The 12862-nt window shown below is 35.4% G+C and carries 11 protein-coding genes and 1 tRNA gene; 8 read left to right on the top strand and 4 right to left on the bottom strand.

The features are described 5' to 3' along the window. Nucleotide 1: 1 nt before the first annotated feature. A complete protein-coding gene (locus tag CQA43_RS00885; RefSeq protein WP_115550731.1) occupies nt 2–1237 on the bottom strand; it encodes a fibronectin type III domain-containing protein in 1236 nt (411 codons plus the stop codon). 113 nt (nt 1238–1350) lie between these two features. Then, nucleotides 1351–2490 (bottom strand): RluA family pseudouridine synthase, encoded by a 1140-nt coding sequence (locus CQA43_RS00880; RefSeq protein ID WP_245944173.1) that lies wholly within the window; start codon nt 2488–2490, stop codon nt 1351–1353. A 79-nt stretch (nt 2491–2569) separates the two neighbouring features. Here CQA43_RS00880 and CQA43_RS00875 point away from each other — a divergent pair, with 79 nt between their 5' ends. The 8 genes from CQA43_RS00875 to CQA43_RS00840 all read left to right on the top strand — a co-directional run bounded on the left by CQA43_RS00875 (nt 2570) and on the right by CQA43_RS00840 (nt 8993). Then, nucleotides 2570–3697, top strand: a complete 1128-nt coding sequence (locus CQA43_RS00875) for an FtsW/RodA/SpoVE family cell cycle protein (protein WP_115550730.1) — start codon at nt 2570–2572, stop codon at nt 3695–3697. Further along, nucleotides 3675–3751 (top strand) — tRNA-Ile (locus CQA43_RS00870). Before CQA43_RS00875 ends, CQA43_RS00870 begins: the two co-directional genes overlap by 23 nt. A 32-nt stretch (nt 3752–3783) precedes the next feature. Further along, on the top strand, nt 3784–4011 hold the full coding sequence (locus tag CQA43_RS00865) for a heavy-metal-associated domain-containing protein (RefSeq protein WP_115550729.1): 228 nt from the start codon (nt 3784–3786) through the stop codon (nt 4009–4011). Nucleotides 4012–4020: 9 nt separating this feature from the next. Then, entirely contained in the window at nt 4021–4863 is an 843-nt protein-coding gene (locus CQA43_RS00860) for a TerB family tellurite resistance protein (RefSeq protein ID WP_115550728.1), read from the top strand. Between the two features lie 9 nt (nt 4864–4872). Further along, on the top strand, nt 4873–6879 hold the full coding sequence (gene ciaB / locus CQA43_RS00855; protein WP_115550727.1) for an invasion protein CiaB: 2007 nt from the start codon (nt 4873–4875) through the stop codon (nt 6877–6879). A gap of 9 nt (nt 6880–6888) precedes the next feature. Continuing rightward, nucleotides 6889–7719: a CheR family methyltransferase gene (locus tag CQA43_RS00850; RefSeq protein ID WP_115550726.1), complete on the top strand. Its 831-nt coding sequence runs from the start codon at nt 6889–6891 to the stop codon at nt 7717–7719. A 1-nt stretch (nt 7720) separates the two neighbouring features. Further along, nucleotides 7721–8386, top strand: a complete 666-nt coding sequence (locus CQA43_RS00845; protein ID WP_115550725.1) for a CheB methylesterase domain-containing protein — start codon at nt 7721–7723, stop codon at nt 8384–8386. Then, complete coding sequence (locus CQA43_RS00840; RefSeq protein WP_115550724.1) at nt 8379–8993, top strand: YigZ family protein; 615 nt, start codon at nt 8379–8381, stop codon at nt 8991–8993. Before CQA43_RS00845 ends, CQA43_RS00840 begins: the two co-directional genes overlap by 8 nt. Before the next feature lie 106 nt (nt 8994–9099). On the opposite strand, the gene CQA43_RS00835 is transcribed toward CQA43_RS00840, so the two are convergent. Continuing rightward, complete coding sequence (locus CQA43_RS00835; protein WP_115550723.1) at nt 9100–10488, bottom strand: PhoH family protein; 1389 nt, start codon at nt 10486–10488, stop codon at nt 9100–9102. Beyond that, a complete protein-coding gene (locus CQA43_RS00830) occupies nt 10489–12861 on the bottom strand; it encodes a ribonucleoside-diphosphate reductase subunit alpha (protein ID WP_115550722.1) in 2373 nt (790 codons plus the stop codon). It abuts the gene before it with no gap. Nucleotide 12862: the final 1 nt, after the last annotated feature.

Raw genomic sequence — 12862 nt, 5'->3', positions numbered from 1 at the left:
CTTATTTAGGTAGAGAAAGCACAACTTCTTGAGATGTTTTGGATTCTAATCCATTCTTATCTATTGCACTGACACGATAATAATATTTTTCGCCCGCCTTAACTTCTTTATCAATAAATTCCGTTGTGAGGACTTTATTGTAACGCAAAGTTTCTCCAAAAAATAAGGAATCTTTTTTATAAACAATATATTCTGTGGCGCGATTATCAGTGGGATTCCATTTAAGTACAACAGAACCATTTTCAATGCGTGCATAGGTGATATTTGGTGCATTAGGAATCGCAAGCGTTGAACCGCTAATAGGTCCTGTTTCTAAGCTGTCAATCCCATCTTTGTCGGCAGCAATGATTTTGTAACTATATTGTTCGCCATCTTTGCCTATCAAATCTTGATACGAATCTGTGTTGCTAGGAAGCGTGGCAATCGTAGTATAAAAGCTAGAAATAAAGCCAGAGCGCAGAATCTTATAAGAAGTTACTTCAGGGTTTTTGTGCAAATTCCAACTTAAATTGATTTGTTTTGGAATATTATTTGTTGCCTTAAAATTAGTGATTTGCACAGGTTTGGGCTTGGTGGTAGCTTGAACCCTTTTAGAGGGAAGTGAGCGTGAGCCATTGGCGTTGTAGGCAAGAATTTGATATTCATAGGTTGTGCCATCGTCTAATTTGGTGTCCAAATATTCTACAAGCAGGCGATTTTGAATCTTGCCAATTTCTTGCCAATTTCCATTTTTGTCTTTGCGCTCAACAATATAGCCATTTACGCGCGTATCTTGATGAGGATTCCAAATAATTTTTACCTTTCTTGGATAGTTGCTAATAGCCTCTACATAGCTTACAGCATTGATAGAATGTGTTTTTGCGCTGATAGTTTCAGAAAAAGGAGAGACATTTTTTTGCTTATCAAACGAAGCAAATTGATAAATATATTCGGTATTAGCATCTAGTTTATTATCTGCATAATGTGTGATAAAACGCGAATCTAATGTGGCAATTTTGCTGAAATTTTGCTCTTGTGCTTTTTTACGATAAATATAATAACCTGCGACTTCTGGGTCTTGCACGGAAGTCCATTCAAAAGCATTGGTATTAATATCACTTAATACACGAATGTTCTTTGGGGGAGTAAGTGAGCTATTGATGCTAGGATTTGGGTTTAAAGCTGAACAAGCATTAAAAAGTAACATAAAAGTTGTGAGGATTCCACTAAAGAAAAATTTAAATAGAGGATTTTTCATTTTAATGTCCTTGTAATTTCTTAAAGTTTTAGAAAGTAAAGCTTAATTTTAACATAATTATATATTTTAGTGCAAGATTTCTTAAGGGGAATTGTGTAATTTTGAAAGAGAATTTATACAATGGAATCCATAAAAAAAGCAGAATGATAAAGACTTTCAAGCGGAAAAAGTAGATTATTGGAGGAATCTTGATAGCTTTCTAAAGAAAAATAGGTTTTTAAAAAGTCTTGCATATCCTTAAAAAGCGGAGCATAAAAATGTAAAATTTTTCCATTTTTTGGGTGGTTTAAATAAAGTAAATGAGAGTGAAGCAAGATTCTATCTTCTAAAAATCCATTGAAATGGGAATCTCCTAAATAACCATAAAAGTAATCACCCAAAATATGGCGATTTAAACTACTCAAATGCGCACGAATTTGATGTGTGCGTCCGCTGAAAAGCTTTGCTCCGATGAGTTCATAATGCAATTTTTCATTTTGTGCGGAGGAAATTTTAAAAAACGCGGTTTTAGCAGATTTTGCATTAGGATTATTTTTGTTTGCCGTAGTGTATTTTAAACGATTTTTGGAATGTCGTATCAGTGGAGAATCTACCATTTGCGATTCTTTTAATGCTTGGTCAATGACACAAAGATAATAGCGTCCCATTTGACGTGATTGAAGCTGTGATTTTAGATGTTCGTGCGCGAAATTCGTCTTTGCAATTACGATTGCACCGCTTGTGCCTTTATCTAATCTATGCACAATGCCTGCGCGATAAGAATCCCCAAGATTAGAAAGCGAAAATTTTTTTTGTCTTAGCCAATCTACGAGCGTGTATTGTTCATCTTGCGCATTTGCACGATGAACGATTAATCCGGCAGGTTTATTCAAAATCAATAATTCTTCATCTTGGTAGAGAATTGGAATCTCAAAAGTTTGAGAATTTGCAGAATCGCTAAGAGGCTTGGCTATCTCTTGAAGAATAAGAATATCCTGTGCTTTTAAAAAGATTCCGAGTTTGTTAAGAGGAGAGCCATTGAGCAAGATTTGCTTGTTTGCACGAAGTTTTTCTACTTGTGAGCGCGAGATTTGTAGTGTTTTGGCGAGAAAAATATCTGCTCGGATTCCTATTTCATCGGCATTGGGAGTGAATGTTTGGTGGGAAATAAAATCCTGTTTTTGTTGGGGATTAGAATCCTTGCAAGCAGAATTTTGATTCAAAAAAACAGAGGAGGAATCATACGCAAAAGCAAGATGTAATTTTTTTTTCATTTTTTATACAATCTTTATTTAAAAATTATGTTAAAATTATCCTTAAAATTACCGCAATATTTATTTTTGGGATTGTCTTTTGTTTAAAATTAACCGCAAGATTCTAGCATATTTTGATTATACTTTGCCTTTATTGATTGCGCCAATTATTCTGCTGTCTTGGTTTTTGATTAACGAAAATAACGAATTTTTGGGTAGCAAAGTCTTAGTTTATGTGGGCGTAGGATTATTGATTTTTGTGGTGGTATTTTTGATTCCTATGCGTAGAATCCCGTGGTTTATTGTTGGTTTTTATTGTGTTAATGTCGCATTTTTGGTTCTAGTTGAGTTTTTTGGAGATACGCGTTTGGGCGCGCAAAGATGGCTTGAAATTCCTTTTATTCATTTTACTTTTCAACCTTCAGAGACGATGAAACCCGCATTAATTTTGATGATAGCTTATTATGTGGATAAAAAGCCACCTCCTAAAAATGGCTATAAGTTGTTAGATTTTTTGAAACTTTCTTTTTTGATTTTGTTGCCCTTTTTGTTAGTTTTAAAACAGCCTGATTTAGGAACAGCGCTTGTATTATTGTTGATGAGCTTTGGCGCATTGTTTTTAATCGGGGTAAATTATAAGATTTGGCTTACCTTAGCGATTGGTGTTTTATTTCTATCTCCTATTTTGTATGCGAATCTACACGATTATCAGAAAAAAAGAATCGTGGATTTCATATCCAAAGAGCCAGATTATCAAGTCAAACAAGCAATGATTGCCGTAGGTTCTGGAGGAATCTATGGAAAGGAAAAAGAAGAAGCCACACAGGCATTATATAGGTTTTTGCCTATTGCGACAAGTGATTTTATTTTTCCTTACTTTGTAGAAAGATTCGGTTTTGTAGGCGCAATTGGATTGTTTATTCTCTATGCTTCTTTGATTTTTCACATTTTTTCTATGAGTTATGAAAATGAAAAAGACTACTTTTTGAAAGTGATTTCTTATTGTATAGGCTTGTTGATTTTTATTTATTCGGGAGTGAATATTGCAATGACGATTGGGTTAGCACCTGTGGTTGGGATTCCATTGCCATTATTTAGTTATGGAGGCAGTAGTTTTATTACTTTTATGATTCTTTTTGCTGTATTAGAAAATTTACTTGCCTTTAGATATAAATTTGTGTATAATCATACCTCTTTTTCAAAAAGGGCCCTTAGCTCAGCTGGTTAGAGCACTCGGCTCATAACCGATTGGTCATAGGTTCAAGTCCTATAGGGCCCACCACACCACATCAATAACTTGAGGAAATTTAAATTATGGAAAAAATACAATGTCAAAATATCAAATGTCAAGGATGTGTTAAAAAAATCAATGAAGCACTTTTGCAAAAATATCCTTCCTTGCGCGTAGATATTGAAAGTCAAAGCGTAGAAGTAGAGGCAAATAATGATGGAATCACGGAGATTAAACATAAGCTTGCGGAATTGGGATTTTTGAATGAAAGTGGAATCCTAAATAAGCTTAAAGGATTTTTTACAAAATAGGGGTTGTGAATGGAGATTTTACTGCTTGTTACGATTGTCATTATTGCCATTGCAATGATTAATTTTAGAGATTATCTTAATCACCCACAAAAACGTCCTCAAATTAACAATGAAGAAAAGGATAGCGAATTAAGCGAATATCAAAATCCATACAAAAATCAAGAGCAAATCTCTAGTCTTAGCAGAGAGGAGAAGATTGCAAAAAGTGAATATGGCTTGATTGTTGCTCTTTTGTCTAAACTTGCTCAAAGTGATGGTAAAGTGTGTGAGCTAGAGCTAGAGCTTATGGAAAACACCATACAGGATATTGCAGACGCGTTGTGTTTGCAAAGCGCAATGAATCAAAAAGATGAAATTTTAGAAATTTTGCATAAAATTTTTGATTTTACCAATGAAAGTGTGGAATCCCTAACTAGAAGCTATGCAACACTTACCAAAGGACAATATAAAAGTCGCTTAAAATTGGTAGAATATTTGCTTGCTCTTGCCTATGCGGACGGTGAGCTAGGAAGTGAGGAACGCGAAATTATTTTAGATGTTGCGGCTTATTTGGAGATTGATAATGAGGATTTTAATACTCTTTATGATACCTTTGAAGAATTTTATGCCCAAAAACAAGTGGATTCTACTTTGCAAGAAGCTTATGCTACTTTAGGTGTAAGTGAAGAGGATAGTATGGAACATATTAAAAAAACTTATAAGAATCTCGTGCGCCAATTCCACCCAGATATTTTATATCACAAGGGTTTGGAGCAGTCTATTATGGAGGATTCCACCAAAAAATTACAATCTATTAATCAAGCATATCAAATCATCAAAAAACACAAAAAGGTGGAGAGTACAGCAGAGTAAGGAGTAAAAATGACAGAAGCGGATGTTTTGCACGATATTACAAAAATTTATAAACGCATAGAAGCACAAAATAAGCAGACGAATGCACTTTATGAATCTATCAAAACAGATAAAGTTCCGCATTTTTTGGAAAGTATTTTTGTGCAGATTCCACACAATCGTGAGTCTCTACTTGCTTGTTTAGACCGCGTAATAGCATTGCAAGAGGCTCCTCTGATGAATGTCTTGCAAAAGCTTGAAATGCAAGAAGAACAAATCATCAGCTTAAGAATGCAGCTTTTAAAAATCACTTGTAATTTTCATATGGAAAAACATCAATTATTGTTAGAATATATCACAAAGGAGAGGCTTTTAAGTCCATTTTTGCGGGCATTAATTCAAGCAGTGCATAAGATAGGCTTATGCTTTAATGGATTTTTTATAGCTTGGCAGAGGAATTTGATTTTAGGAATCAATCGTGAATTAAATCAAAAATACAATAAAGATTTACAAAAAATCTTAGAAGTTTTAAAGCCTAGTATGGAGGTTTCCTCCACTTCTACACTCTCTTTAAAAAATATTTTAAGTCAAGAAACTTTAAACGATCTTCCAATACAAAAAGATACATTAGTCAATGAAAATGAAATAGGAGATAGAAGCTACTCTGTGCCCGTGCTTAAGGATTCTATCTATCAAGCCGTGGCGTATGCAGATTTTTTTCAAGAAGAGTTTGAGGAATTAAAAAAGGCTTTTAATGCAGGGATTGAATCTTTGGAAAAAACCCCAGAAGTTTTACCGAAATTAGAGCAAAAAAATGCGCATTTGCATTATTTAAAAACCTTAAAATCCGCTTTAATGCAAACAAATACGAACCGTTTGTTGGAATCTTGGAGACTTGTGGATAAGGCTTGGATGGCGATTTCTACTCCTTTGCAGATTGGACATCCTTTAGAATATTATGAAGACCATTTTAGAAAGGCTGTTGCCCCTGAATGGGATTTGCGTATTGCTAGAATTTACGAAGGAATTGATTTGCTTAATCCTCAAGAAGAGCAGGATTGTAAAATTTCCAAAGAATCTATGTTAAAATTTTATCAATTTTACAGCTCTAAAGCCCCCCATACCGAATATAAAAAAGAAATTAATTCGTGTGTAGAGGAATCTTTGCTTAAAACGCAAAGTTATGGTGGGCTACCCGCACTTTTTTATGGAGCAGAACTAAATGGGCTTTTTAGTGCGCAAGTCGTGCCAAATGACGAAAAAGTTAGCAAAAAATATGGCAAAAAGATTTTTTATTTTCCCGATAGAGTGCGCGAATTATCTATGGCTAAGCCTTTTATGCTTCTATCTTCTAAGACTTTTCCGCAAGACTTTTTAGATTTTAATAGAGAGTTATTGTTTTTCAAAAAAGAAAATTGGTATAAAGTGTATGAGATTGCAACGATTGGGCACGAGTTTGGGCATATTTTATGGGTAAGTTCAGATAGTGAATTAAAAATGAACGCAAGTGGGCAATTTAAAAACATAGAAGAATTTAAGGCAACAATGGGCGGGCTTGCCTATTATTTTTTATCCCCCAATCAACCCTTGCTAAAAGAGCTTATTTTTAATACTATTGCGCGTGCGGTAGGTTTGATTGCGTGGATGAAAGAAGATGAAGTATTGCCTTATTATTGTGAGGGTTTAATCCATTTGGAAGTTTTATTTGGCGCAGGAGTTTTGCATTATAAAGGTGATTTTGAAACAACGGCATTAGAGATTAAAGTCAATGAAACCACAATGCAAGCCTTAAAAAAGCAATATTTGAATGTTTATAATCAGTTGATTGTAACTTATTTAAACAAGCAAGATGCAAAAGTTTTTTTGGATAATTATGCCCTAAAAGATTCTGAAGGAAATTATAAGCCTATAAAATCAGAAATAAGAGCTTTTGTAGAAGATTATTATCAACAATACCAAAATATCGGGCAAGTAACCGATACTCTGACTTCAGAAAAATGGCAAGAAACTTACAAAAAACAGCACAATTTAAATTAAAGAGGAAGAATGTCTGTCAATATTAACAATAACGATATTAATAAAGCGCGAGAAATTATCTATAAAATTGCAGGAATTTACTTGCCGACTAGCAAGGATTCTACTATTAAAAATCGTTTGGATATGCTAAAGCGCAAATTTAATATTCAGGATTTTGATAATTTTTTTCATCAAGTCAAGCATGGGCATTTTAAGCAGGAATTTGTTAATGCTTTTACGACAAATAAAACAGATTTCTTTCGTGAGGGATTCCATTTTGATGATATGTTAGATAGAATTTTGCCACATAGATTAAAGGAGAATGAGCCAATAAAAGTTTATTGTTCGGCTAGTTCTACGGGTGAAGAACCTTATTCTATCGCGACAACTTTACTTTATGCAAAAGAAATTTATTGCTCTAGCACTCCTGTGAGTGTTCTTGCGACTGATATTGACACTTCGGTGTTGGATTTTGCCAAAAAGGGTAAATATGTCGTAAATACCAAGTTGAATCCTTTGCCTACTTGGGTAGATTTAAAAGATTATTTTGATATAAAACACAAAAACGACCACGAGCTTTTTATGGACGCAAAGTCAAATTTGAAAAATATTTTGACTTTCAAACAGCAGAATCTTTATGATTCAAGGTATCCTTTTGGGATAAAAGAATTTGATATTATTTTCTGTCGCAATGTGCTGATTTATTTCAAGGTTTCAGACCAAGAACAGATTTTGAGTCAAATATTCTCTCATCTGAAAATTGGTGGGACGCTATATCTTGGGCATTCAGAAAATATTTTAAATCTTGCTCCTAAGGTGGATCGCTTAGGAAAAAATATCTTTGTAAAAGTGATGGATTAGCTTGACAGATATAAATAAAAAATATCATCCAGATTTATTGTTGAAATCTGACCCCTATAAAGGAGATGGCAAAAAGTTGATTGCCATTGGTGCAAGCACAGGGGGAGTAGATGCGATTGCAAAGATTTTACAAACCCTACCACGCAATTTACCTCCCATTGTGATTACGCAACACATTCCGGGTAACTTTTCTACTTCTTTTGCTCAAAGGCTTAATAGAATCTCCGAGTTAGATGTTTATGAAGTGCGCGAAAAAGTTATTTTGAAAGATTCTTGTGTCTATTTGGCAGCGGGTGGCTTGCATATGGTTTTGAAGAGGATACGCAATGATTATTATGCCGAACCTCAAGAGGGGATTCGTATTTCTCGTCATTGTCCAAGTGTAGATGTGATGTTTCGCAGTGTAAATAATGTTGCAGGTAAAAATGTTCTTGCGATTATTATGACGGGTATGGGAGACGATGGAAGCATAGGAATCAAAGAGCTTTATAATAATGGAGCTTATACGATTGCGCAAGATGAAGCAAGCTGTGTTGTTTTTGGTATGCCCAAACAAGCTATTGCAAAGGGGGCAATTTGTGAGATTGTTGGTTTGGATTCTATCGGAAATAAAATTGTGAGTTTTGCAGGAGGGAATCTCAAACGCATAATAAATGAGAATGACTAGCCTATATTATCCTTTAAAGATTGTAGAATCTAGTTTTGAAGTGAAAGGTTCAGAGTTTCTTTCTTATTTGGTTTCCATCAAACATTTCACAGAATTTGTTGCGCAAATGCGTATAAAACACCCCAAAGCCGTGCATTTTGTAACTTCCTCACGCAAGTTTAATCCACAGAGACAAATTGAGGAGAGTTTTAGTGATGATGGAGAGCCTAAAGGCACTTCAGGCATGCCTACTTTAAAGGTTTTGCGTGGATATGATTTAATAGAATGCGGTTTGTTGGTGGTGCGCTATTTTGGAGGCACATTGCTCGGCACAGGCGGACTTGTAAGGGCTTACACACAAGCCACAAAAGATGTAATAGAAAAGGCAAAAGAGCAGGGGGCATTGCAGCTTTATATTCCTCAAGAATCCCTTGTGATAAAGATTCCTTTCAGTGCATTTTCTAAAGCGGAATATTGGATTAAAAAACTTGAGATTCAGATTGTGCAAAAAGAATTTTTGCAAGAGGGTGTGCAGTTGGAGCTAGAGGCTAATTTGGAGAATTTGCAAGCTTTTTTGGGCAAGATAGAATCCCACAAGAGAATAGCTTTTACTGTGGTTTTGTCGTGAGTTTTTGTATGCAAGGTGCTCGCAAGTTTGGGTAAGTTGCCAATGTGCGCCAAGAAGTTTTGAGATTTTCTGCAATGACAAATGATAGAATCGCAGTTACGATATTCTAGAAATTTTCTTCAAACCAACTAGCAATCTCACTGCGAATAGTTTGGTGCAAAACAATGCCTGCAAGAAAATCGTCCTGCTTTGCTTTTTTTAGCAAGCTAATAAGTCCATTGCGATATTTGCTAAGATAAGGGTGGTCAATCTGCATAGGGTCGCCTAAAAAGACAATCCTAGAATCTTCCGCCATTCTTGTCCCAATTAGCTTAATGGTTGCATTAGAGGCATTTTGCGCCTCATCAAAAATGACAAATTTTTTGGCAATGCTCACCCCGCGTGCGTGGGCAATGTCTAGCACTTCAATGTTGTGTTTGTTTAAGAAATATTCTGTGGCTTCTTGACTTTGTATGCTGTTTGCTTCTCCGCGATATTCAATGCGTTTGGCAAGAGATTCCTTTTGCATTTTGGTAATCATAAAGTTAATTGCACTAAAAAGAGGATACATAAAATAATGAAGTTTTTGATTTTCATCACCTTTGCGGAATCCAAGTTCTGCCTCTTTATCGTTTGCGGTGATAGTATTGCGCAGATAAACGATTCCATTGACGACGCCCTTTTTTAGTAAATGTAATCCTGCCTGCAAAGCAATGAGTGTTTTGCCACTTCCTGTCGCGCCGCTACAAATTGTGATTCTGTTTTTGGGGTGCGTTAGAAGCGTGTAAAGAAATTTTTGCTCCAAGTTAATTGGATTAATATAGAGTTTATCCTCTTCTAAACGCGCATCAAAATCCAAAGGATAAAAGCTATTGTCTAGTTTAATGCCATAATGTTTTCTACCTGTGAGGTAGAGGCTATTTTCGGTGTTGTCTTGTTCGGAAATCTCAATCAAACTCCAATTTTTGAGTGCAGCAAATGCCGCATTGTGCTCAAGATTTTCTTTAATATTGCTTTTGTGGATTTGAAAATGATTCAAAAACTCAATGGCTTGGGGATTCTCTATTCTGTCTCTTAAAAGAGATTGTGAAGAAAGATTAAGTGAAAGCGCATAGACTTTGAGGGAGATATCGTTTGTAAGTAGCACAAAATGATAATCTTTGGCAATCTCCAAAATACGCGCGTCGTTTAATCCATAGTCTTGAAATTTGGTTTTATAATTGGGTCTATGAATCATTTGTAATGGGATTTTTTGATGATGAATCGTAAAATAAAATGTGTGGATTTTATCGTTTTCCATAGGATTAAATGAAGAAGTGGAAGCAAAATCCCCTAGATTCCTAAAAAATTCTCGCGCAAAGAATCCTGTCTCATTACTTAAATCTTTCTTTTTGTCCAATTCACTTAAGGTAACATCACAGATGAAGATTGCATTTTCTCCATTTTGGTGGAGGAAAAAGAGATTCTCTACATCATCTAAAATAATTGAAGTATCAATTAGATAAGATTTTTTCACTTATTGGCAACCCTCACATTCAATGCTGCGGTCTATCGCGTCTGTGTTGCTTTCTGCTTCAATGCTTTGAGAGCGTAAATAATAAGTGGATTTCAAGCCTAATTTCCACGCTAACATATAAATTTCATTCAAATATTTACCGCTTGCAAGATTTAAAGCCATAAAAATATTTGTGCTTTGTCCTTGGTCAATCCATTTTTGACGAATCGCAGCGGCTTTGATAAGTAAGCGTTGGTCAATCTCATACGCAGAGATGTAATAATTCCAATTATCTAAGCTTAAATTTGGGGCAACAACAGGAATCAAACCGCTTAGGTTTTCCTCAAACCATTTACGCTTATAGATTGGCTCAATCGTTTGTGTTGTGCCAACAAGAATAGAAATAGAGCTTGTCGGGGCAATCGCCATTAAATAGCCATTGCGAATCCCTTTGGTTTTGACTTCTTCGCGCAAAATATCCCAATCATAAACGAATCCAAAAAGCCCTCCGCGGTCAATAAGTTTTTTTGCTTCATTATTTGCCTTGTCAATTGGAAAGATTCCTTTAGACCATTCTGAACCAATAAATTCGCTATAAACTCCCTTTTCTTGCGCAAGATGACAACTTGCTTGGATTGCATTGTAGCTTATCATTTCCATTATTTCATCAATTTTTGCCAAGTGTTGGTCGCTTCCCCATTCAATGCGTGCTTCTGCTAGCATTTGTGCTTCCCCCATTACACCTAAACCAATCGCGCGATTGTTGAGATTTGTTACCTTGACTTTACGATTGGGGCAGAAATTTAAATCAATTACATTGTCTAGCATTCTAATTGCAATAGGAACAACGCGTTCAATATCTTCTTTGGTGTGAATCTTAGAAAGATTGACAGAGGCGAGGTTACACACCGCAGTTTTGCCATCGCTAGATTCTCTTTGCGCAATGAAAACCTTTTTGCCTCTAATGCTGTCAATGGAAGTAATTTTGTTGGAGGGTTTTTTGATGCCACAATCTGTAATGACTTCTTGATATTCAGAGAAATCCTCAATCGTTCCATCTTCATATTCTACACGGATAAAACATTCATTGGGTTCAGTATTTTGAAAAATCTCTGTGCAGAGATTGGAGCTACGAATGATTCCTGTATGTGAGTTTGGATTTGCATAATTTGCATTATCTTTAAAACACAAGAAAGGAGAACCAACTTCAAAATAATTTGTGAGGATTTTTTTCCATAAATCCTTTGCTTTAATTGTTTCTTTAGGGATATTTGGGTCTTGTTCATATTGAATATAGCGCGCTTCAAACGCTTTGCCATAAAGGTTGGTTAAATCTGAACAAGTGAGTGAATCAAAGAGATTCCATAAGCCGTCCTCTTGCACTCTTTTCATAAACAAGTCGGGAATCCAAAGTGCTGGGAATAAATCGTGTGTTCTACGTCTTTCTTCCCCGCTATTTTTCTTAATATCCACAAAATCAAAAATATCACTATGCCATGGCTCTAAATAAACAGAAATTGCACCTTTTCTTGTGCCTAACTGATCTACTGCAATGGCAATGTCATTCGTGATTTTCAAAAAAGGAATCACTCCACCCGCTGCATTTCTATGCCCATCAATAAAGCTTCCAAGCCCACGAATTTTGGAGAAATCCCAACCGATTCCACCGCCATATTTGCTCAAAAGTGCCATTTCTTTATAGGAATCAAAAATTCCTTCAATATTGTCTGGCGTGCTTCCAATATAGCAAGAGCTTAGTTGATGACGAGGAGTTCTAGCATTTGAAAGTGTAGGGGTGGCTGCCATAACTTCAAATTTAGAAAGCAAATCATAAAATTGTTCTGCCCAAAAATTTGGGTCTTGTTCATTTTGGGCTAAAAACATAGCAATTCCCATAAACATATGTTGTGGCAATTCAATGGGATTGCCTTTTTTGTCTTTTAGTAAATATCTATCATAAAGCGTTTTTATGCCTAAATAATTAAATTGCAGGTCTCTGTTTGTGTCAATTTTTTTATTTAATCGTTCCAAATCAAATTTTTCTTTCATTCCTTTGACGATGCGATTCTCATTTTCGCCTAGTTCTAGGTATTCGCGCAAGGTTTTATAGCCATTAAAGCCATTAATGCGGTGGTATAAATCATAAAGAAAGAGCCTTGCTGCAACAAAACTCCAATTAGGACAATCAATGTCAATTTTATCTACAGCGGTTTTAATCAGTGTTTGCTGAATCTCTTGTGTAGTGATTTTGTCGCGAAATTGCAACTTCGCATCAACTTCTAATTCACTTTGAGAAACGCCTTCTAGCCCTACAACGGAATCACGCGTGTATTTTTGGATTTTGGTTACATCTAGTGGTTCAATGCGTCCATTTCTTTTGATAACAGTTAGCATA

The organism is Helicobacter ganmani, from assembly GCF_003364315.1.
GTDB classification, from domain to species: Bacteria; Campylobacterota; Campylobacteria; order Campylobacterales; family Helicobacteraceae; genus Helicobacter_D; species Helicobacter_D ganmani.
This window is presented reverse-complemented; position numbering and strand designations above follow the sequence as displayed.